Consider the following 21,758-nt stretch of genomic DNA (forward strand, 5'->3'; position numbering starts at 1 on the left):
AACGGATGGAATCGGGGTGTTCGAGTGGGTGGTTTGCGTCCGATTCTTCAGGAACGGACGCGCCGGGCCCGTCCTGACACGACGTCAACTGCGTCCGGACGCGAGCCTAGACTGGGATGTCAGTGATTCAAGGAGGTTCCCATGCCATACGTTGTCGCCCAGCCTTGCGTTGACGTCAAGGACAAGGCCTGCGTGGACGAGTGCCCGGTCGACTGCATCTACGAGGGCTCCCGTTCGCTGTACATCAACCCGAACGAATGCGTCGACTGCGGCGCGTGCGAGCCGGTCTGCCCCACCGAGGCCATCTTCTACGAGGATGACCTGCCGGAGGAGTGGGCCTGGTACAAGGACGCGGCCGCCAACTTCTTCGCCGAGGTCGGCGATTTCGGCGGCGCATCCGCGCACGGCCCCATCGGCAAGGACCCCGAGCAGGTCGCGGCCTTGCCCCCGCAGAACCAGGACTGACCTCCCGGTCCCGCGGACCGCATCGCAATCCTCCCCGGAACGCACGGGGAGGATTTTTCATATCCGGTCTATCCTGTTCACAGACGCATCCGATTCCCGCGGCTCCCGTCGCCCCGTCCGGGGCGTCGCGGCGGACGGGAACCAACGAACGACAAGAAAGGCGCGCCGCCATGGGTTTCCACGCGTACTCCTCACCGTATGACTGGTCCCGCATCGCCGGGTACAAGCAGACCGCCGGAACCGTCGAGGGCGGCATGGTCGACCTGTCCGTCGGATCCCCCGTGGACCCGGTGCCGGACGCCGTACGGCAGGCGCTGTCCGCCGGCGCCGACGCGCCGAACGCGCACGGCTATCCCGTCACCGCCGGCACCGCCGACCTGAAGGACGCGATCGGATGGTGGTTCCGCCACCTGCGCGGCGTCGACCTCAAGGCCGTCAACGCCGCCGCCGTGCCGACGGTCGGCTCCAAGGAGGCCGTCGCGCTGATGGCGTCCCTCCTGCACCTGGGCCCGGGCGACGTGGTCGTCCAGCCGAAGGTCTCCTACCCGACGTACGAGATCGGCACGCAGCTGGCCGGCGCGACCGTCCTCAAGGTCGACGACGTCGCCGACGTGGACTCCTGGCGCGACGTGCCTGGCGTGAAGGCCGTGTGGGTCAACTCGCCGTGCAACCCCACCGGCGACGTGCTCGGCGCCGACTGGCTCGCCGGCATCGTCGCGGCCGCCCGCGCGATCGGCGCCGTCGTGCTGTCCGACGAATGCTACGCGCTGATGGACTGGCGTTCGGCCAACACGTCCGCCGCGCCCGCGGCCGAATCGAACGAGACGCCCGCGGCCGACGCGTTCAGCCTGTCCGCCACCCCCTGCGCGTTGAACCCGCAGGTATGCGAGGGCACCGCCGACGGCGTCCTCGTCCTCTACTCGCTCTCCAAGCAGAGCAACATGGCCGGCTACCGCACCGCGCTCATCGCCGGCGACTATCGTCTCGTCACCGCAATGGCCGAATACCGCAAGCAGATCGGCCAGATCATCCCCGGTCCGGTCCAGGCCGCGATGGCCGCGGGCCTGCGCGACGTGGAGTCGGTGCGTGCGCAATGGCGTCGTTACCATGCGCGTCTGGTCCGTCTCGTCGCCGCGCTGCGCGCGTACGGCTACGACGCCGCGATGCCGTCCGGCGCGCTCTACGTGTGGGTGAAGGCCAAGTCCGGCGACTGCTGGACCGACATGGCCGACCTCGCCCGGATCGGCGTCATCCCCAGCCCCGGCGAATTCTACGGCGCGCCCGCGTACCTGCGGTTCTCCGCCACCGCCACCGACGAGGCCGTCGACGCCGCGTGCGCGCGTCTGACGGCCGCCGACTGACGGAAAGGCCATCGCCCGGTCCGGCCGTATGGTGCGATCGCGGTCCGACGTGCGCGTCGTACGACGCGCACGGCTACGCGCCGAACCGCACGGCCTTGCCGCCGAAACGGTCGCGTACCGCGTCGAGCGCCGCCTCCGCCCGACGTCGGCGGTCGTCCGCTGTACGCGCATCGGCGGCGTCCGATTCCTCCAACAGGTCGTCCAACGACGGCTGCACCGCCGTCGCCTCCGCACGGCTCAACGAACTCGCGCTCATACCGGCCAGGCGGACCAGCTTCGGCAGGGGAGCGTCGGGGGAGACGCCGTCGCCGAAACCTGCTGTGGCCGGGAAGGCGGCGGAACCGGCGGGCGCGGCGGTCGACGCGCCCGCGTCGGACGCCGACATCCCCAACATCGCATGCAGCAGCCGGACGCACTCCGGATACAACGCGGCCGCCGAATCAACCGGACGCTCCAACGTACGCGACCGCGTCCGATAGCTCAGATCCGCGAACCGCAGCTTCACCGTCACCGTACGCGCCACGAACCCGCGGCGCCGCAGCGACGACGCCACCTCGTCGCACGCCTCACGCAGCAGACGACACACCACCCGCTGGTCGGTCGTATCCTTCAGCAGCGTCTCCTCGGAGCCGACGGACTTCTCCACGCGCACCGGCGTCACCGCACGGTCGTCCAGACCATGCGAGGCCATCCACAAGCCGCGGGCCGTCGCACGCGAACCCGTCGCACGCTCCAACGCGTCCGGGCTCATCGCGGCCAGATCGGCCACCGAATCCACGCCCCACGCGTTGAGCCGCTTCTCCAACGAGGGGCCGATGCCCGGAATGCCGCGCAACGGCATCATCTGCACGAACTCGGCCGAACGCGCCTGCGGAATGAGCAGCATGCCGTTCGGCTTCGCGTTCGTCGACGCCATCTTCGCGACGAGCTTGTTCGCCGCGACCCCCACCGAACAGGTCACATGGAAGCGGTGCTCCACCTGCTCGCGGATCCACGCGCCGATGGCCGTCGGGCGCTTCCACGCGAGCAGCGCCCCCGAGACGTCCATGTAGCCCTCGTCCACCGAAACCTGCTCCACACGGTCGGTCACGGCATGGAAGACGTCGGTCATGATCGCGCGGGAGACCGAACGGTAGTAGCGCATATCCACCGGCAGGAACACGCCGTCCGGGCACAGTTGGCGGGCGCGCGCCGAAGGCATCGCCGAATTGATGCCGTAGCGGCGCGCCTCATAGCTCGCGGCGGACACCACCGAACGCGGGCCGGTGCCGATGATCACCGGACGGCCCCTCAGCTCGGGATGCCGCGCCACCTCGAGCGAGGCGTAGAACGCGTCCATGTCGATGTGCAGCACCGTGCATCCGGTCTCGTCATGCCCCCAATCGCGTTTGGCGGCGGCCAGTCTCGGTGCGGTGCTCATGGTTCAGATTGTAGTGGGGTGGGTGGTTGGCGTGGTTGTGGTGGGGCTGGTGGTTGTGGTGGAGCGGTGGTTGGCGTGGGGGCGATGGCTGACGGGGAGGTTTCGTGGACTGCCTGATGGACGATTCCGCGGACTCTCCGTGGACTCTCCGCGGCCTGTCCAAAGACCGATGATGTCCACCGGACGTGACCGCATGGTGGGCACGCTCACGCCGTTCCGCGGCGATTAGGTGTGGCCGGAGGCGTCGGCTACCGTGAAAGGCATGAAGAGAGCAGTGATCAGGGTGCTGAACCATGTGCCGGTCGTCGTCATCGTCGTCTGCGAGGCGATCGTCATCTACTCGGCGACGGGCGTCGCCAAACTCGCGTTCACGCAGCTCGATCCGCTGTACGCCGTCTGGTATCGCGTCGGGTTCATGGCGGTGCTCATGCTGCTGTGGCGGCGGCCGTGGTCGGCGGCCAAGCGTGGGTGGCTGTTCCACCGCGACGCGCGCAGCTGGGGATGGGTGGTGCTGCTCGGCGTTTCGCTGGCGCTCATGAACACGATGTTCTACGTGGCCATCGGCAACATGGACATGGGCATCGCCGTCGCCATCGAATTCATCGGGCCGCTGTCCGTCGCCGTGATCACCGGGCACAGCTGGCGCGAACGGCTGGGCATCGGTATCGCGGCCGTCGGCGTGGTGCTGCTCGCCGGCATCTCGCTCGCGAACCCGGATGGCGACGGGAACTTCCTCGTCGGCCTCGCCGCCATCCTCGTGGGCGGGTCCATGTGGGGCGTGTACATCGTCACCGGACGGCACATCGCCGCCGCAGGCAACTCGCTCGACAACCTGTGCATAGCCGTGGCCATCGGATGGGCCGTGCAGTCCCTGTTCCTCGGCGTGCCTGCAATCACGCACCTGGTGCATCCCAAGGCGTCGGCCACATGGGCGCTCGCCGCCGGAGGCCCATTGAAGCTGCTCGCGCTGATGTTCGCGGTATCGCTGCTCGCCTCGTTCTTCCCGTACGTCATCGAACAGGTGACGCTGCGACGCGTCACACCGGCCGCGTTCTCCGTCATGCAGTCCATCAACCCGGCCGTCGCCATCGCCGTGGGACTGGCGTTGGGCGAGATTCCGGGCGTCGGGGAGATGATCGGCGTGGCGCTGGTCATCCTTGCCGTGGTCGTCACGTTCTCCGGAGACCAGGCCCCCGCGCCCGGGCGGTGAGGTGCGTGTGTGCGAAACGGTTGGTACTTCCTCTGCCGTGTTGCTTCGCTGAGCTGATGATGCGTGGCACCGGAACGTAGAAATGGGCTGTCTGCGTGTTCCGGCCCACAGTGCTGTGGTCCGGAGTGCGTGTGTGCCCTGGATTTCCGTTCCGGGGTCAGGTTTTGTGGCCCCGGAGTGCGGAAACGGGCCGTTTGTGCGTTCCGTCCCACTGCGCCTTGGCCCCGAGCGAGATTTCAATGTCCGATTTCGTTCCGGTGTCATGGTGCCGACCTGGAAGGCCCGCAACGATGCATTGCCGTTTCGGCTCGCTGTCCCCGAGGCGCGCATCTTGCCTTCATGGACGTCCGTGCAGGTTCCGCTGCCAAGACTCACTCAGTTGCACGAAAAAAGGGTTTCCGGAACGCATCCGGAAACCCTAATCGCGGAGTGAGGGGGATTCGAACCCCCGAGCCGCTCAAAGCAGCTAACACCTTAGCAGGGTGCCCCTTTCGGCCACTCAGGCATCACTCCACGCTGTACCTCATCGGCATCCGAAGATGCGTACAAAAGCACAACAGCATGACACTATACACCATGATGTGGATGTGACCCGCCGTGGCGTCGAAAGACCTTGCTCATGGGACAGGGAAGGCGCGGGAAGGCGCAGGGAAAACCGCTGGAGAAACCCGGTTCTGCCGGAATCGGAACGGACATCGCGGATGACAGAGGATGACAGAGGATGACAGAGGATGACAGAGGATGACACGGGATGACAGGAGAATAGCAGGAATGATATGGATGCCTGTTCCGTGATGCTTACGACGAGAAATGAACAACCATTTCAGGCGGGCCGGCGGATATCCCTCCGGCCCGCCTTTGCCTGTGCGTAGGCGGAGCCGGAGGTACGCCATTGTCCGTCCGTCTCCTGCCGGCAATTGTAGTCCGGTTCATGTGACGACACCCTCGTATTCGCATGGCGTAATGGTTTTGGCGTCTCCCGAGGATAGTCTGGACGAATCACGAGAGAGCACAGAAAGTGGGAATCCGATGCATCACATCAACGGATTCGGCCGCCACGTCGAGGTCGACGAGCGTCAGGGGCGGTCGGCGGTGGCCGTCGCGGTCGGGGCGGCGATCGTCGCCGTATTGGCCGTGGCGTTGGGAATCGGCGTGTGGCTCCATGCCACGGGGCGTCTGGATGACCTCCGGTTCGGAGCCGGAATAGGGCAATCCCAGTCGCAGGCAGGCGCCGCAACCGCCAATGGCGGCGCGGGCGTCTCCGCCGGCACCGACCTGTCGAAGGATAGCGCCGCTCCCAAGCCGGCCGCCGAGCACCATGGCAATTCGCCGGACTGCCCGGACCGTGATTGCATCGCCATGCTCGTCAACGGCGATTTGCTGTTCCACCCGAACCTGTGGAAGCATTTCGCCTCCGCGAACACGTCCGCCACGGACGGCACCGCCTTCGACTTCACTCCGCTGTTCGAGCCGATGAGGAAGTACATCCAGGCGTCCGACATCTCCGTGTGCGAGTTCGAGACGCCGATCGCCCAGCGTGGCGGCCCGTACGCGGGTTGGCCGGTGTTCAACATTCCGCCTGAGGTGGCGGACGCCGCGAAGAACGTCGGCTACAACGCGTGTACGCATGCCACGAACCATTCTTGGGATCAGGGCGCCGCCGGCATCGACCGCCTGTGGGACACGCTGGACGGTCTCGGCATCGCGCAGACCGGCTCGTACAAGACCGAGGAGGACTCGCTCAAACCGCTCGTCATCGATTCCCCCACGGGCGGCGGCAAGCTGGGCCTCGTCACTGGAACCGTCTCCCTCAACGGCATGACCGCGGACGCCGACTGGCGTGTGGACCGTCTGCGCGAGGGCAGCGACCCGAACCATGCGAGCGATATCCAGAAGCTCGTCGACAAGGCGAACAAGGCGCGCGAGCAGGGGGCCGATGTGGTGGCCGTGGCCATGCACTCGCTGCAGGAGTACATCGACTACGCGGACTCCTATCAGGTGGCGGAGGCGCATGAGCTGGCCGACACGGGCGCGTTCGACGTGATCTACGGCGCCGGATGCCATTGCGCGCAGCCCATCGAAAATTACAACGGCACGTGGATCATCTACGGTCTCGGCAATGCGGTGAGCGTCTACACCACCATCCCCGGCCATGACGTGAACAATCAGGGTGTGACCGCACGCATCCAGTTCGCCGGCAAGAAGGGCGTGAAGGGGTCGTGGCGCGTCAACCGCATCGACTGGGTGCCGAACGTGAGCCGCCATCAGGGTTCGTACGCGTGGTGTCCGATCTCCTCGGACAAGCCGGACGGCACGTGCGAGAGCGACGCTTCGGACACGGCGCAGCGCGAGCGCATCTCGAAGGTGATTTATTCGATGGGCGCCGACCCGAACGTGGTGCGCGAGTGGAACATCACCGCCGAACGGCAGGCGGCGGACGCGCAGTAGTCCGATTGCGTGCGGCAGTCCGGCTGATGGGCGGTGACAGTGCGGCAGGCGGCGGACGGTCGGTGACAGCGCGGCAGTCCGATAGAGTGCGGCAGTCCGGTTGCGTTCGTCGGCCTTTCGTCTGGTGACGTCGGCGTTCTCCCGATGCCTTTCGTCCTGCGACGTCGTGCCTTTCGTCCTGCGACGTCGTGCCTTTCGTCCTGCGACGTCGTGCCTTCCGGAACCGTCGGTCCGTCGGGCGTCCATTTCGCTCGTCGGACGGTGGAACGTCGGCGTGGGCCGATGCGTCGGCGCGTTAAGGTGGTGCGCATGACCGACGACACGCCCAAGACCGCGGCAGAGACCGATACGTGGACCGCGCACGCAACCGTGACGACGACCGTCACTTCGACGACGACCGTGGAGACCGCGGACGGTCCGGCGGGAGGCGTCGCGTCCGCGTCCGACGGTTCGTCCGCCGTGTTCGAGACGCAGCCGGAGCGCACCGACCTGCCGCTCGTGGTCATGCCGGCGGTGCTCGATTCGATGGTCGCCCCGCTCGAGGCGCAGTTCCCGAAGCTGCATGACGTGGCGCGCGTGCGCATGCATCTGGACTTCACCGAGGACGAGGACGTCCTTGCGGCCAGGGCCTCGCAGGCGGACGTCATGTTCAACGGCGGCCCGCACATCTCGAACGTGCTGCTGCACCGCCTGTGCGATCCGGCCGAAGGCGGCCGCGTACGCTGCATCGTGTTCTCCGGCACCGGCGTGGCCAGCTACATCGACCTCGAGGAGGCGCGTCGCCTCGGCGTACGCGTGTGCAACGCGGAGCATTACGGCGACAACGCGGTGGCCGAGCATACGTTCGCGCTCCTCTTCGAACTGCTGCGGCATGTGGGCGCCTTGGACGAGTCGATGAAGGCCGGCCGTTGGGGCGGTCCGTTGGCGGACGGGCAGCAGCTCGCCGGACGTCGCCTCGCCATCATCGGCCTCGGCGGCATCGGCTCGACGGTGGCGCGCGTCGCCCGGGCGTTCGGCATGCAGGTGAGCGCCTGGTGGACCGGACACACGCCCGTCGAACGCTTCACGCAGGACGGCGTCACGCCGGTGGCGGACCTCGGCGACCTCATCGGCGGCGCCGACGTCGTCTCCATCCACCTGCCGCTCATCGACGGCGCGACGCGCGGTGTCATCACCGCCGAGCATCTGGACCATCTGAAGCCGGGCGCCATCGTGGTGAACACGGCGCGCGCCGAGGTGGTCGAACCCGGCGCGATGACGGCGCGACTCATGCGCGGCGACGTGTACGCCGCGCTCGACGTGTTCGAGAAGGAGCCGCTTCCGGCGGACGATCCGCTGCGCTCGCTGCCCGGCGTGGTGCTCACCCCGCATGTGGCGTGGCGCACCGACGGCGCGTTCGCCGACCTGACGCGCCAGATGGTGGAGGCGACCGTCGCGTTCCTGTCCGGCGGCGCGATGAACGTCGTCGTCTCCGAACATGACGCCAGGCCCGCGTCCGATCCTTCCGATCCGTCCGCCGTCGCCGGCCCGTCCGCCGCGCCTCGCGCGTGATGCCCATGCGCACGATTCTCGATGCCGTCGACGCGCCGGCGCATGACGCGTTCGTGGAGAAGAAGTCGGAGTTCATCGGTGACGCCGCGCACGTCGGCTCGCTCGACGAGGCGCTCGCGTTCGTCGAGACGATCCGCGAGCGGCACCCGAAATCCCGACACGTCGCCTACGCGGCGGTGTGCGGCGGCGCGGACGGCCGCGTGGCCGAACGCATGAGCGACGACGGCGAGCCGTCCGGTACGGCCGGCAAGCCGATCCTCGACGTGCTGCGCGCCAACGACCTCACCGACTGCGTGGTGGCGGTGACACGCTACTTCGGCGGCATCCTGCTCGGATCCGGCGGCCTGATCCGCGCGTATTCGGCGGGCGCCTCGATCGCGGTGAAGGCGGCGCGCATGGCGGCGATCGTGCCGTGCCGTCGGTATCTGGTGTCGCTGCAGTATCCGCAACTGTCCCGCTTCCAGCAGATGCTCGCCGCCGTCGACGGCGTCCAGTCCGACGAGACGTACGCGGCCGACGTCACGCTCGTCGCGTCGCTGCCGGTCGGAAACGCCGAACGGTTCGAGGCGATGGTGCGTGAGGGGTTCAACGCGTCCGTCACGCCGGAACCGTTGGACGTGGTGAACCGGGCGATTCCGATCGGGTGACGTCGGCGTCGTCCGCCGGCGCCGTCGCGTCGCGACGCGTCGACTATGCTTGGGGCGCATGAGTGACTTCGAACCGTTGACCGTGACCTATGAGCATCTGCGGCACTCCACCGACTCGGCGGAACTGTCCGAGTTCGCGCGACGCGACCTGCCGGACCGCGCCGACCAGGCGGCGTTCTCCCGTGCCACCGCACTGCTCGAGGCGGTGGGCGGCAACCCGAACACGCCGGTCGAGGACCGCGTGTTCCTGGCGAAGACCATGCCGTTCCCGAACGTGCTGGTCAAGCTCGCCGCCGATCCGGACCCGGCCGTACGGCAGGCGGTGGCCGCCAACACCGACGATAAGAACTGGCTGGTGGGCCGCCTCACCAAGGATCCGGTGCCGGAGGTGCGCGACACCGCGCTGAGGAACCCGAAGACCTCGTGGAAGATGCGTCTCGAGGGTGCGCAGAACCCTGAAGTGGACGCGCAGACGCTCGCGTTCCTCGCCACACTGGGCGTGGAGGTGGAGGAGAAGGCCCCCGCCGTGCTGTCGTCGATGGTGCGGCGTGCGGTGGCGCTCAACCCGAACACGACCCCGGAGACGCTCAATCGGCTTGCGGATGATTCCTCCGAGGAAGTCCGCAATGCGGTACGCAAGAGGCGTGCGTAACGGCGTGTTCTCCACATGGGCGTTACACTTGGGGGTATGACTGAGAGAACGGAAAGTGAAGAGCGTCTCGCACGTCCGCTGATACGATTGGCGAGGCTGGTTGGGGTCGCCACCAGTTATGTCGGCATGAGCAACGACTATCACGAGATCGACGACGATGTCCTGGTGGCCGTGTTGAAGGCGTTGGGCGTGGACGCTTCGAACGACGAGGCCATCGCGCAGTCGAGCAAGCACATCCGCGACGAGCGCCGCTCCCGTCTGGTGCCTCCCACCGTCCTGCACACTGTGGGCGAGGATTCGAAGGTCCTGGTCAACGGCGGCGTGTTCGACATCCCGTCCGCCACCATCACGCTGGAGAACGGCGAGGAGTATGGCAAGCCGCTGGCGTACGGCCCCGGCGACGGCTCCAAGGCGTATGTGCTCGACGACAAGTTCATCACCACGTCGTCGATCGTCATCCCCGCCGACCTGCCCGCCGGCTACCACACGCTGCATGTCACCGTGGCCGGACGCACGCAGGACGCCACGTTGATCAGCGCGCCCGCCAAGGTCAAGCTCCTGGACGAGATGGAGCACGGACATCTGTGGGGCTGGATGGCGCAGCTGTACTCCATCCGTTCCGCCGACTCCTGGGGAGTCGGCGACTTCAAGGACCTCGGCGACCTGCTCTCCGAGGCCAAGCGGCGCACGGGAGCCGATTTCGTGCTCATCAACCCGGTGCACGCCTCCGAACCGGTCTCCCCGCTGACCCCGTCCCCGTACCTGCCGATCTCCCGCGGCCTGGTGAACTTCACGTACATCCGTCCCGAGGCCATCGAGGAGTATGCGCTGCTCGGCGCGGAGAGCCTCGAGCAGGTCAAGCAGCTGCATGGCTCCGTGGAGCCGCTCAACGGCGACTCCCAGCTCATCGACCGTGACGCCATGTGGCGCGCCAAGATGCACGCGCTGTGGATCATCTTCAAGCTCGGCCGCACCCCCGAGCGCCAGCAGCAGTTCGACGACTACGTGCATCAGGCCGGCGACGACCTCGAAGGCTACGCCACCTGGTGCCTGTGCTACGACAAGTGGGGCGCCCCGAACGGCGCCGCCGACAACTGGGAACAGCGCTTCGACAGGAACTCGCCCGAGGTGCAGGCGCTCAAGCAGCAGTTCCCGGACACGTTGAACTTCTACCGCTGGCTGGAGTGGATCGCCGTCGAACAGCTCGACAAGGCGCAGCGCAAGGCCCGCGAGACCGGCATGCGCATCGGCGTGATGGCCGACATGGCCGTGGGCGTGCACCCGCTCGGCTCCGAGGTGTGGTGGAACCCGCAGAACTTCGCGCAGGGGGCCACCGTGGGCGCCCCGCCGGACATGTTCAACCAGCAGGGCCAGGACTGGAGCCAGCCGCCGCTGAGCCCGCTCGCCCTGGAGGACACCGGCTACGCGCCGTACCGCAACCTGGTGCACAACATGTTCGCGCACGCGGGCGCGGTCCGCATCGACCACATCCTGGGCCTGTTCCGCCTGTGGTGGGTGCCGTCCGGCAAGAAGCCGGTGGACGGCACGTACGTGTACTACGATTCCGACGTCATGCTCGGCATCCTGGCGCTCGAGGCGTCCCGCGCCGACGGCGTGGTGGTCGGCGAGGATCTGGGCGTCGTGCCGGATTACGTGGCCGATTCGCTGTCCAAGCACGGATTGCTCGGCTGCGCCGTGGAATGGTTCGAGCAGTTCGACGGCACGTTCCGCGCGCCGAAGGATTGGCGTCCGTACGCGCTCGCCTCGGTCAACACGCACGATCTGCCGCCGGCCGCCGGCTATCTCGAGCTCGAGCATGTGGAGCTGCGCGAGCGTCTTGGCCTGCTCGCCGGCCCGAAGGAGGACTTCGAGCGTTCCGCCCGCGCCGAGCAGGACGCCATGCTGCGCATGCTCATCGAGCAAGGATATCTCGAGGACGCCCTCGCCGAGGACGTGCCGGCCAACGAGCAGGCGATCATCGAGGCCCAGTACCGTGCGCTCAAGGGATCCCCGTGCAAGCTGCTCGCCGCCTCGATCACCGATGCGGTGGGGGAGCGTCGCGCGCAGAACCAGCCGGGCACGAACAACGAGTATCCGAATTGGCGCATCCCGCTGGCCGACGGCAACGGCGACGTGGTGCCGCTCGACGGTCTGTTCCGGCGTGAGTCCGTGCAGCGTATCGCCGCCATCATGAACGACTGAGCCGTTTGGCTTGTGGCGGGTCCGGTCGGGTCCGGTCGGGTCCGGTCTGACTAGTCCGGTCGGGCTGGTTGGGCTGGTCCGGTTCCGGTTGGGGCCGGTTGGCTGATTGGGCTGGTTGGGGCTGGTTGGGCTGGTCAGGCACGGCTTCGTGAAAACGTCCGATTCTTCGGAATCGGACGTTTTTCGTATGCGCGGGGACCTCTTCGCGTCCGTTTCTATAGGAACGGATGGTTCGCGGGGTTCTGGGTATGCGATTGCGTCCGTTTCTATAGGAACGGACGGTTCGTACGGTTCGGGGTGCTGCTTTGCGTCCGATTCTATAGGTTCGGGTGTTTCGCGGGGTTCTGCGTATGCGGTTGCGTCCGTTTCTATAGGAACGGATGGGGGAAGGGATGGAAAACGGACGGGCCGACACGCCCGCGGCAATGTCAGGGCCGGCGATATACTAGTGGATTGTTGTGTTTCCCTAAGGGGTCCTTCAAAGCGCTTTCCCACTCGCCATCGAGGACTTTCAGGGAGCCCACGGATAAAGAGGTCTGACGCTACACGGAACAGCACGCCCTAACCAAGCGTACGTCCGGTGGCCGAAGCCCGGAACACAATAGTAAAGGTAGAACCACAGTGAAGACTTTCACTCCGAAGCCAGCTGATCTGACTCATGACTGGTACATCGTCGACGCCACCGACGTGGTGCTCGGCCGTCTTGCCTCCCAGGTGGCCACCGTGCTGCGTGGCAAGAACAAGCCCACCTACGCCCCGCACGCCGATTCCGGCAACCACGTCATCGTGATCAACGCCGACAAGATCGCGCTGACCGGCAACAAGCTGGGCAAGGAACTGTACTCGCACTCCGGTCGTCCCGGCGGTCTGCGTCGTGATTCCTACGCGCACCTGCTCGAGCACAACCCGGAGCGCATCATCACCTCCGCCGTCAAGGGCATGCTGCCGAAGAACCGTCTTGCCAAGGTGCAGCTCGGTCGTCTGCACGTCTTCGTCGGCTCCGAGCACCCGCACACCCCGCAGAAGCCGCAGGTCCTTGAGATCCAGCAGGTTTCTCAGCAGGCCAAGTGAACCGAAGGGAGATAGAGAACATGGCTGAAAACACCAACAACTCCGCGGTTCAGGAAACCGAAGAGGAGCTCACCAGCTACACCACCGAGACCAACGCCGGCGCCGGCACCGGCACCTCCGCGATCGAACCGGGCTACGGCACCGGCCGTCGCAAGGAAGCCGTCGCTCGCGTGCGTCTGATCCCGGGCACCGGCAAGTGGACCATCAACGGCCGCACCTTGGAGGAGTACTTCCCCTCCAAGCTGCAGCAGCGTGAGGTCAACTCCCCGATCGTGCTCCTCAAGCTCGAGGGCAAGTTCGACGTCGTCGTCCTCGTCGACGGTGGCGGCACCACCGGCCAGGCCGGCGCCATCCGTCTTGGCGTGGCCCGCGCGCTGAACGCGATCGACCGCGACGCCAACCGCGCCGCCCTGAAGAAGGCCGGCATGCTGACCCGCGACGCCCGCGTCGTCGAGCGCAAGAAGGCCGGTCTGCACAAGGCTCGTCGCGCCCCGCAGTTCTCCAAGCGTTGATTTTTCGCGCTGGTTCTGCGACCTGCGATACACGGAACCCCGTCACCGTTCGTTCGGTGGCGGGGTTCCGTCGTTTTCGGGATTCCGGTTTCAGCCCAGCTGCTTCATCAGGGTGATGCTCAGTGCCGGGAAGGTCCACACGTTCTCCTCCAACGGGGTCTCCTCGGCCTCGCCGTCGGCCCTGCCGTTCCCGTCGGCCGGTGACGTCGTCGCGGCGTGGTCATCGGAGAGACCAGCGGACGTCGGGGAGACGGAGGTCGGGGAGGCGGAGACCTTCCTCGCGGACGGCGACAGGATGGACCGGTCATGCCGCGTGACCGCCGATCGCGCGGCCTGCGCGGCTTCGGCCGCTTGGGCGGCCTGCGCCTCCGCATGGGCGATCGCCTTGATGTCGGCGTCGAATGCATCGATGAGCTGGCGTGTGGTGGCGCCGTCGACGCCGCCCTGCATGCGTTCCACCAGATCATGGATCTCGCTGGACTCGGGCACGCTGCGCGTCCACAGGGTCTGCTGCCCGCTGAGCTCCATGTCCACCACCTTCGCCCCGTGCCCGGGCATGTGGCCGGTGCTTTCCGCCGAACACCACGCCGGGGTCCAGTCGTTGTCCGAGGGCAGCCGGAACCGCATGTCCTCGGGCACGCCGTTGATGACGATGAGGATGTCGGTCTCGCTGGCGTCCAGCAGCTGCATGGCGAAGCTGCGCTGTCCCAGGTCGAACCAGTCGCGTTCCATCGGCGTGGTGCCGTTCGGCAGGAACCATTGGATGCGGCTCGAGGGTTTGAGCAGTCCCAGCTGCGTCAGGCGGGTGAAGAAGCCCTCCTGATGGTAGAGGTCCAGGGATTTGCGCAGGGCGATGAGCTTCGACGTCGTCTCCAGACGGTGCATGTGCCAGCTCTTCTCCGGCTGGTACAGCCAATCCCATTTGAGATAGCTGATGGGGCTGTCCTGGCAGTACGCGTTGTTGTTGCCGTCCTGCGAGTTGCCGAATTCGTCGCCGGCGAGCATCATCGGCGTGCCGAGGCTGAGCAGCAGCGTGCCGAGCATGTTCATCGCCGCGCGTTCGCGCCGCGCCACGATGGTCACGTCGTCGGTCTCGCCTTCCACACCGAAGTTGGTGGAGTGGTTCACGTTCGAACCGTCGTTGTTGTTCTCCCCGTTCGCCTCGTTGTGCTTGGAGACGTATCGGGTCAGGTCGGTGAGAGTGAAACCGTCGTGGCATGCCACGAAATTGATGGAGGAGGCGGCGCCGCGTCCCGGATCGGTGGCGTACAGGTCGGCGGAGCCGCACAGTCTGGTCGCCATCTCCTGCATGCCGATGCGTCCCACGCGGCCGCCGGCGTCCACGTCGGTCAGCCAGAATTCGCGGACCGTGTCGCGGAAGCGGTCGTTCCATTCGGCGAACGGCACGGAGAACTGGCCGGTGCGCCATCCGAGGTTGCCCAGGTCCCAGGGTTCCATGATGAGTTTGAGGTTGCCGAGCAGCAGGTCGGAGCGCAGGGCGTACAGGAACGGGTGGTGTTGCGTGAACTCGCCGTTGAGGCGTGCGAGCGAGACGCCCAGGTCGAAGCGGAATCCGTCGATGCCGATGCGTTTCGCCCAGTAGCGCAGCGAGTCCACGGCGAACGTGACCACGTGCGTGTTGGTGAAGTCGAGCGTGTTGCCGCAGCCGGTGGTGTCCTCGAGCCGTCCGATGTTGTTCTTCTGCCGCCGGTAGGTGGCGATGGCGTCGAGGCCGCGCCAGCAGACGGTCGGTCCCTCCACGCCGCCTTCGCACGAATGGTTGTAGACCACGTCCATGATGACTTCGAAACCCGCTTCGTGCAGGGCGCGCACCATGTCGATGACCTCCTGACGCACGGCCTCGGCGCCGGCGCGCTGCGCCGCCTCGGTGGCGTATGAGGGTTCGGGCGCGAAGAATCCGAGTGTGTTGTAGCCCCAGTAGTTGACGCGGCCGCGTTCCTGGAGGAAGACCTCGTTCTGTTTCGCCTGGATGGGCAGCAGTTCGATGGAGGTGATGCCGAGCCCCTGCAGGTAGGCGAGCGTGGTGGGGTGGGCGAGGCCGGCGTAGGTGCCGCGCAGCTCTTTGGGCAGCCATGGCGCCTGCGCGGTGAATCCTTTGACGTGGAGCTCGTAGATGACGGTCTTGCTCCATGGGATGTGCGGGTGCTTGGGGTCGGCGTCGTGCTTGCGGTCGTCGCGGTCGTCGATGGCCACGGAGATCGGCATGTGGCCGAGCGAGTCCACGGTGCTCATGTTGCCGAACGCCGAGCCGTGCACGCGGCCGTCCTTCACCTCGCATTCGTAGGAGAAGGCGGCGGGGGAGAGCTCCATCGTCCCGTCGATGCCCTTAGCGTACGGGTCGAGCAGCAGCTTGTACGGGTTGAATCGCACGCCGTGGCGCGGGTCCCATGCGCCGTCCACGCGGAAGCCGTAGTGCATGCCGCTCCACGCCTTGGGGATGTGCACGTACCACAGGCCGTAGTTGGGGCCCTGCATGCGGAACAGCGTTTCGCGCACATACTGGTCTTCGATGATGCGCATGCAGACGGGGAATTCCCGGATCTGGTCGACGAACGGGACGTTCGGCACGTCGAACAGCCGGATGGCGTCCTGATAGAACGCGGTGGGATCGTCGAGGGATTCGACGACGCTCAGCCACACCTGATCGGCCGTTTCGGAGCGGACGACGACGTCGGCTCCGCCGTCTTCGGTGAAGTAGAAGCCTGGGCGGGTGGCGTAGCGATGCAATGGCGGGTTTCTCATACACCCATTGTAGACGTGTCTGGTTTACGCGGGTTCCGCGGTGGTCCATCGGGGGCGGAACCCGCCGCAGAGGTCGTCGAGGTAGGGTTCCACGTATCGCAGGGCGGCACCGACGAGGCTCTGGTCCTCCGTGCCGCGGCTTCGGCGCAGGACGAATCGTTCGGTGCCGAACGGGCTTCGCGCCACGATGCGGCGACGGAGGTCCTCGAGGTCCGTGTCCTCGAGGTACAGCGCCGCCTCGCCGCCGACGACCACGTCTCCGGCGACCACGGTGCGTGCGTTGGCGATGGCCTGCGCCACGTGGTCCAGCCATGCGTCCATGCGCTCGCGATGGTTCGTCTCGCCTTGTTCGAGGACGCTGAAGAATCCGGGGATGCTTTCGTAGTCCTCCGGCAGCGTTTCGAGGGAGCAGTAGGCGTCCATGCAGCCGCGTCGTCCGCACAGGCACGGCCGTCCGTCCGGTACGAGCGTCATGTGCGCGATGGCGCCGTTGCAGCGGTTTTCGCCCTGATGCAGCCGTCCGCCGACGGTGAGCGCCCCTCCCGGACGGCGGTCGAGGTATATGCAGACGGCGTCGTCGAGCGTGGGGTCCGTCCAGAGTTCGGCCGCCGCCAAGGCGTCGCATTCGCCTACCAGCATGCACGGCCGATGCACGGATTGGGCGATGGTCTCCAGCGTGGGGCCGGCGTGGCCGGAGTCGTCGAAGACGATGGAGGCGCCGTCGGGGGAGACGATGCCGCGCACGCAGAACGCGACGCCCAGCACGCGTCCGTAGCGTTGTTCGATGCCGTCCATGAGATTGCCGATGATGGCGCCGACGCGTTGGTAGTACGTGTTCTGGTTCCGATAGGACATCGTCCGGTCGAGCGAGCCGATGACCTCGCCGTTGAGGTTGACGGCCCTGACACGGACCGTGTTGGGGCGCATCGTCACGCCGATGGCGATGCGATGGTTCGGGTCGATGCCGTAGGCGGCCGCCTTGCGTCCTCCGGTGGATCCGCGCATGGCGACGTTGCGTACGATCCCGTCCGCTTCGAGGCTCCGCAGGTTCCGGGTGATGGTGGGCAGGCTCATGCCGAGGTCGCGTTCGATGTCCTGCCGGGTGGCTTCGCGGCGTTCGATCAGGTATCGGGTCAGCGTGGTTCGGCCGGTTGTTCCGATTGCGGTGGGCGGCATTGCCTTCATGGGACCTCCAGTGACGTTACGTCACAGTGTAGCGGGGAACGGCGTGGAGGACAGCATTATTCGCATGACGTAATAAGAGAGACGTAAAAAAAACGGCATGCATATAACGACTTTCGGTAAATCCCTTTCTGAAAAGGGGTGCAGCTGATGCGCTTTTGGAAAGGTGTTTTATGGAAGTGTCGCCGAGCATGTTCCGTAAATGATGTGTCATTGCGTAAAAAGTGAACAAAAACTCTCAATTCAGGCATGGATGTGTGAATTTGTTTGATAAAACGCTCAATATCGCACAAAACACGCACGAAAACACACGTGAAACGCCGACTGTTTTGTGCATATGCAGGGCGTGATTCCCTCCGCTATATTGTGACCCAGGCCACATGCGGGCACCGTTCAGGAGTTGGAATGCCGCATGCTGGAAGCTAGGAAACCATCATTTGCATCGAGCATATCGAGGAGGATTCATGGCAGACGCAAAGAAGTCCGAGGCTCCCGCCAAGCCCAGCCCGGAGGAGAAGCAGGCGGCCGCCCAGGCCGAGGTTGACGCCCTCGTGCAGAAGGGCCTCAAGGCCCTCGCCGAGTTCGAGAAGCTGGACCAGAAGCAGGTCGACCACATCGTGGCCAAGGCTTCGGTCGCCGCGCTGAACAAGCACCTCGTGCTCGCGAAGATGGCCGTCGAGGAGACCGGCCGCGGACTCGTGGAGGACAAGGCCACGAAGAACATCTTCGCCTGCGAGCATGTCACCAACTACATGGCTGGCCAGAAGACCGTCGGCATTATCCGCGAGGACGACGTCATGGGCATCGACGAGGTCGCCGAGCCCGTCGGCGTGGTCGCCGGCGTCACCCCGGTCACCAACCCGACCTCCACCGCCATCTTCAAGTCCCTGCTGGCGCTGAAGACCCGTTGCCCGATCATCTTCGGCTTCCACCCGGGCGCCCAGAAGTGCTCCGTCGAGGCCGCCCGCATCGTGCGTGACGCCGCCATCGAGGCGGGCGCCCCCGCGGACTGCATCCAGTGGATCGAGCACCCGTCCATCGAGGCCACCGGCGCGCTCATGAAGCACGACGGCGTCGCCACGATCCTCGCCACCGGCGGCCCGGGCATGGTCAAGGCCGCGTACTCCTCCGGTAAGCCGGCCCTCGGCGTCGGCGCCGGCAACGCGCCCGCCTACGTGGACACGGACGTCGACATCGTGCGCGCCGCCAACGACCTCGTGCTCTCCAAGCACTTCGACTACGGCATGATCTGCGCCACCGAGCAGGCCATCATCGCCCACAAGGACGTCTACGCGCCGCTCGTCAAGGAGCTCAAGCGCCGCAAGGCCTACTTCGTGAACGCCGACGAGAAGGCCAAGCTCGAGCAGTACATGTTCGGCTGTACCGCGTTCTCCGGCGGCACCCCGAAGCTCAACTCCGTGGTGCCGGGCAAGTCCCCGCAGTACATCGCCAAGGCCGCCGGCTTCGAGATCCCGGAGGACGCCACCATCCTGTGCGCCGAGTGCTCCGAGGTCTCGGACAACGAGCCGCTCACCCACGAGAAGCTCGCCCCGGTGCAGGCCGTCCTCAAGGCCGACTCCAAGGAGCAGGCCTTCGAGATGTGCGAGAAGATGCTCAAGCTGGGCGCCGGCCACACCGCCGCCATCCACACCAACAACCAGGAGCTCGTGCGTGAGTACGGCCTCAGGATGCACGCCTGCCGCATCATCTGGAACCAGCCGTCCTCCCTCGGCGGCATCGGCGACATCTACAACGCGATCGCCCCGTCGCTGACCCTGGGCTGCGGCTCCTACGGCGGCAACTCGGTGTCCGGCAACGTGCAGGCCGTGAACCTGCTCAACATCAAGCGCATCGCTCGGAGGAACAACAACATGCAGTGGTTCAAGATCCCGCCGAAGACGTACTTCGAGCCGAACGCCGTCAAGTACCTGCGCGACATGTTCGGCATCGAGAAGGCCGTCATCGTCTGCGACAAGGTCATGGAGCAGCTCGGCATCGTCGACAAGATCATCGACCAGCTGCGCGCCCGCGCCAACAACGTCACCTTCCGCATCATCGACTACGTCGAGCCGGAGCCCTCCGTCGAGACCGTCGAGAAGGGCGCGGAGATGATGCGAGAGGAGTTCGAGCCGGACACGATCATCGCGGTCGGCGGCGGCTCCCCGATGGACGCGGCCAAGATCATGTGGCTGCTCTACGAGCACCCGGAGATCTCCTTCGGCGACGTGCGCGAGAAGTTCTTCGACATCCGCAAGCGCGCCTTCAAGATCCCGCCGCTGGGCAAGAAGGCCAAGCTCGTGTGCATCCCGACCTCCTCCGGCACCGGTTCCGAGGTCACGCCGTTCGCGGTCATCACCGACCACAAGACCGGCTACAAGTACCCGATCACCGACTACGCGCTCACTCCGTCCGTCGCCATCGTCGACCCGGTTCTGGCCCGCACCCAGCCGCGTCGTCTCGCCTCCGACGCCGGCTTCGACGCCCTGACCCACAGCTTCGAGGCCTACGTGTCCGTGTACGCGAACGACTTCACCGACGGCATGGCCCTGCACGCGGCCAAGCTGATCTGGGAGAACCTGGCCGAGTCCGTCAACGGCGAGCCGGGCCTGGAGAAGACCAACGCGCAGGAGAAGATGCACAACGCCGCCACCATGGCCGGCATGGCCTTCGGCTCCGCGTTCCTCGGCATGTGCCACGGCATGGCCCACACCATCGGCGCCCTGTGCCACATCGCCCACGGCCGCACCAACTCCATCCTGCTGCCGTACGTGATCCGCTACAACGGCCAGGTGCCGGAGGAGCCGACCAGCTGGCCGAAGTACAACAAGTACGTGGCCGACGAGCGCTACCGCGACATCGCCCGCAATCTCGGCATCGACACCGGTAAGAACGCCGCCGAAGCCGTCGAGAACCTGGCGAAGGCCGTCGAGGACTACCGCGACAACAAGCTCGGCATGAACAAGAGCTTCCAGGAGTGCGGCGTGGACGAGGACTACTTCTGGAGCGTGCTCGACCAGATCGGCATGCGCGCCTACGAGGACCAGTGCACCCCGGCCAACCCGCGCATCCCGCTCATCAACGACATGAAGGACATCGCCATCGCCGCGTACTACGGCGTCAGCCAGGCCGAAGGCCACAAGCTGCGCGTCGAGCGTGAGGGCGAGGCCGCCACGGAGGAAGCCTCCGAGCGCGTCTGATGACCTCATGACGATTCGGTGATCATCCAGGAGCCCCGATTCTCTGCCCGGGAATCGGGGCTCCTCCCATCTACGGCGTCGATTTCCGGTAGATATCTACCGGTCGCTCCGTCCGTCCCGTATGGTGGGGTCCATGAGCAACACCGGAAGCAGCAGGCGCGGCGTGCGCGCCACCGTCAAGTCCACCGTGCGCCGATGGGTGCCGGACCAGCCCGGCGCGTGGGTGATGGCCACCGCGCCGGCCCTCGCCGGCCTCGTCGCCGGTACCGAATACGGCCGGCCCACCGTCGCCGCGTTCTGGCTGCTGGTCTGTTGGATCCTGTGCTATTGCGTGCAGTTCACCGTCGCCCGATGGCTCAAATCCGGGTTCTCGCGTCGCTATCGCGGCCCCGCGCTCGTCTATTGCGCCGTCCTCGCGGCGACGGGCGTGCCGTTCGTCGCCCTGCATCCGGGCGTCCTCGCATGGGCGCCCGCGTTCGCGGCCCTCGCCGTCGCGTCGTTCGTCGCCGCGTACCGACGGCGCGAACGCTCCCTGTGGTCGAACGGCGTGGCCGTCGTCGCCTCCGGTCTGATGCCGTCGCTCACGTTCGCCTACGGCGCCCTCGGCGCGGACGATGCGGCCGGCGTCGGCCATGCCGCGTCCTTCTCATTCACGTCCGGAGGCCCGATGTCGTCGATTCCGCCCCTGACGGCCGTGGGGACGGCACTGTTCTTCTATTTCGTCGTCACGCAGTTCGGCTCCGTGCTCTTCGTCAAGACGATGATCCGGGAACGCGGCAGCCGCGCCTATCTCATCGCCTCGTGGATCTGGCATGCGGCGCTCGTCGTCTGGGCCGTCATGGCGCCCGTCGTCGCGCGCATCGGCGGATTCGGCAGGGAATCGCCGCTGGCATCCGCGATCGGTCAGGCCGGGCCGTGGCTCGTCGTCGTGGCCGTGCTGCTGCTGGCCCGGGCCGTCGTGTTCCCGATGCTCGCACGGTTCCGCCCGATCCGTCCGCTGGTGACCGGTGCCGTCGAGGGCGTGTCCAGCATCGTCGCGTTCGCCGGCGCCTTGGGCCTGACGCTCGCCTGAGCGGA

The 21,758-nt window shown here is 66.4% G+C and carries 15 protein-coding genes and 1 tRNA gene; 12 read left to right on the forward strand and 4 right to left on the reverse strand.

Annotated elements, in window-relative coordinates; all coding sequences use genetic code 11:
- Positions 1-141 precede the first annotated feature (141 nt).
- Together fdxA and dapC are read left to right on the forward strand one after the other, a co-directional pair.
- Positions 142-465: a ferredoxin gene (gene fdxA, locus KIH78_RS06460; protein ID WP_152233997.1), complete on the forward strand. Its 324-nt coding sequence runs from the start codon at positions 142-144 to the stop codon at positions 463-465.
- A 170-nt stretch (positions 466-635) separates the two neighbouring features.
- A complete protein-coding gene (gene dapC, locus KIH78_RS06465) occupies positions 636-1,826 on the forward strand; it encodes a succinyldiaminopimelate transaminase (RefSeq protein WP_214313995.1) in 1,191 nt (396 codons plus the stop codon).
- A 73-nt stretch (positions 1,827-1,899) separates the two neighbouring features.
- Here dapC and dinB read toward each other — a convergent pair whose 3' ends face one another.
- Positions 1,900-3,246 (reverse strand): DNA polymerase IV, encoded by a 1,347-nt coding sequence (dinB, locus tag KIH78_RS06470; protein ID WP_219131719.1) that lies wholly within the window; start codon positions 3,244-3,246, stop codon positions 1,900-1,902.
- Positions 3,247-3,508: 262 nt separating this feature from the next.
- Here dinB and KIH78_RS06475 point away from each other — a divergent pair, with 262 nt between their 5' ends.
- The gene (locus tag KIH78_RS06475; protein WP_219131720.1) at positions 3,509-4,456 is read left to right on the forward strand and encodes an EamA family transporter; all 948 of its coding nucleotides are present in this window, start codon (positions 3,509-3,511) and stop codon (positions 4,454-4,456) included.
- 425 nt (positions 4,457-4,881) lie between these two features.
- Here the strand turns inward: KIH78_RS06475 and KIH78_RS06480 are convergent.
- A tRNA-Ser gene (locus tag KIH78_RS06480) sits at positions 4,882-4,969 on the reverse strand.
- A gap of 516 nt (positions 4,970-5,485) precedes the next feature.
- On the opposite strand from KIH78_RS06480, the gene KIH78_RS06485 reads away from it, so the two are divergent.
- The 7 genes from KIH78_RS06485 to rpsI all read left to right on the forward strand — a co-directional run bounded on the left by KIH78_RS06485 (position 5,486) and on the right by rpsI (position 13,539).
- Positions 5,486-6,904, forward strand: a complete 1,419-nt coding sequence (locus KIH78_RS06485; RefSeq protein WP_219131721.1) for a CapA family protein — start codon at positions 5,486-5,488, stop codon at positions 6,902-6,904.
- 504 nt (positions 6,905-7,408) lie between these two features.
- A complete protein-coding gene (locus tag KIH78_RS06490) occupies positions 7,409-8,455 on the forward strand; it encodes a D-2-hydroxyacid dehydrogenase family protein (RefSeq protein WP_236034481.1) in 1,047 nt (348 codons plus the stop codon).
- A 5-nt stretch (positions 8,456-8,460) separates the two neighbouring features.
- The gene (locus tag KIH78_RS06495) at positions 8,461-9,102 is read left to right on the forward strand and encodes an IMPACT family protein (RefSeq protein ID WP_219131723.1); all 642 of its coding nucleotides are present in this window, start codon (positions 8,461-8,463) and stop codon (positions 9,100-9,102) included.
- Positions 9,103-9,160: 58 nt separating this feature from the next.
- Positions 9,161-9,754, forward strand: coding sequence for an AbrB family transcriptional regulator (locus tag KIH78_RS06500; RefSeq protein WP_214314004.1), 594 nt, complete (start codon positions 9,161-9,163; stop codon positions 9,752-9,754).
- A 36-nt stretch (positions 9,755-9,790) separates the two neighbouring features.
- Positions 9,791-11,956, forward strand: a complete 2,166-nt coding sequence (malQ, locus tag KIH78_RS06505; protein WP_219131724.1) for a 4-alpha-glucanotransferase — start codon at positions 9,791-9,793, stop codon at positions 11,954-11,956.
- Positions 11,957-12,577: 621 nt separating this feature from the next.
- Entirely contained in the window at positions 12,578-13,027 is a 450-nt protein-coding gene (gene rplM, locus KIH78_RS06510; RefSeq protein ID WP_214314014.1) for a 50S ribosomal protein L13, read from the forward strand.
- Positions 13,028-13,047: 20 nt separating this feature from the next.
- Positions 13,048-13,539, forward strand: a complete 492-nt coding sequence (gene rpsI / locus KIH78_RS06515) for a 30S ribosomal protein S9 (protein WP_214314016.1) — start codon at positions 13,048-13,050, stop codon at positions 13,537-13,539.
- Positions 13,540-13,629: 90 nt separating this feature from the next.
- Here rpsI and glgX read toward each other — a convergent pair whose 3' ends face one another.
- The gene (glgX, locus tag KIH78_RS06520) at positions 13,630-16,302 is read right to left on the reverse strand and encodes a glycogen debranching protein GlgX (protein ID WP_219131725.1); all 2,673 of its coding nucleotides are present in this window, start codon (positions 16,300-16,302) and stop codon (positions 13,630-13,632) included.
- Between the two features lie 24 nt (positions 16,303-16,326).
- Positions 16,327-17,487, reverse strand: coding sequence for an ROK family transcriptional regulator (locus KIH78_RS06525; RefSeq protein WP_219131726.1), 1,161 nt, complete (start codon positions 17,485-17,487; stop codon positions 16,327-16,329).
- Positions 17,488-17,948: 461 nt separating this feature from the next.
- On the opposite strand from KIH78_RS06525, the gene adhE reads away from it, so the two are divergent.
- The gene (adhE, locus tag KIH78_RS06530) at positions 17,949-20,681 is read left to right on the forward strand and encodes a bifunctional acetaldehyde-CoA/alcohol dehydrogenase (protein WP_219131727.1); all 2,733 of its coding nucleotides are present in this window, start codon (positions 17,949-17,951) and stop codon (positions 20,679-20,681) included.
- Positions 20,682-20,814: 133 nt separating this feature from the next.
- Positions 20,815-21,753, forward strand: coding sequence for a YwiC-like family protein (locus KIH78_RS06535; protein ID WP_219131728.1), 939 nt, complete (start codon positions 20,815-20,817; stop codon positions 21,751-21,753).
- Positions 21,754-21,758: the final 5 nt, after the last annotated feature.

Origin of the sequence: Bifidobacterium saguinibicoloris (genome assembly GCF_019331725.1) — a bacterium.
Lineage (GTDB): Bacteria > Actinomycetota > Actinomycetes > Actinomycetales > Bifidobacteriaceae > Bifidobacterium > Bifidobacterium saguinibicoloris.

Coding starts and splice junctions, on each gene's coding strand:
- fdxA (WP_152233997.1), top strand. CDS start 142: ATGCCATACGTTGTCGCCCAGCCTTGCGTTGACGTCAAGGACAAGGCC.
- dapC (WP_214313995.1), top strand. CDS start 636: ATGGGTTTCCACGCGTACTCCTCACCGTATGACTGGTCCCGCATCGCC.
- dinB (WP_219131719.1), bottom strand. CDS start 3,246: ATGAGCACCGCACCGAGACTGGCCGCCGCCAAACGCGATTGGGGGCAT.
- KIH78_RS06475 (WP_219131720.1), top strand. CDS start 3,509: ATGAAGAGAGCAGTGATCAGGGTGCTGAACCATGTGCCGGTCGTCGTC.
- KIH78_RS06485 (WP_219131721.1), top strand. CDS start 5,486: ATGCATCACATCAACGGATTCGGCCGCCACGTCGAGGTCGACGAGCGT.
- KIH78_RS06490 (WP_236034481.1), top strand. CDS start 7,409: ATGCCGGCGGTGCTCGATTCGATGGTCGCCCCGCTCGAGGCGCAGTTC.
- KIH78_RS06495 (WP_219131723.1), top strand. CDS start 8,461: ATGCGCACGATTCTCGATGCCGTCGACGCGCCGGCGCATGACGCGTTC.
- KIH78_RS06500 (WP_214314004.1), top strand. CDS start 9,161: ATGAGTGACTTCGAACCGTTGACCGTGACCTATGAGCATCTGCGGCAC.
- malQ (WP_219131724.1), top strand. CDS start 9,791: ATGACTGAGAGAACGGAAAGTGAAGAGCGTCTCGCACGTCCGCTGATA.
- rpsI (WP_214314016.1), top strand. CDS start 13,048: ATGGCTGAAAACACCAACAACTCCGCGGTTCAGGAAACCGAAGAGGAG.
- glgX (WP_219131725.1), bottom strand. CDS start 16,302: ATGAGAAACCCGCCATTGCATCGCTACGCCACCCGCCCAGGCTTCTAC.
- KIH78_RS06525 (WP_219131726.1), bottom strand. CDS start 17,487: ATGAAGGCAATGCCGCCCACCGCAATCGGAACAACCGGCCGAACCACG.
- adhE (WP_219131727.1), top strand. CDS start 17,949: ATGGCAGACGCAAAGAAGTCCGAGGCTCCCGCCAAGCCCAGCCCGGAG.
- KIH78_RS06535 (WP_219131728.1), top strand. CDS start 20,815: ATGAGCAACACCGGAAGCAGCAGGCGCGGCGTGCGCGCCACCGTCAAG.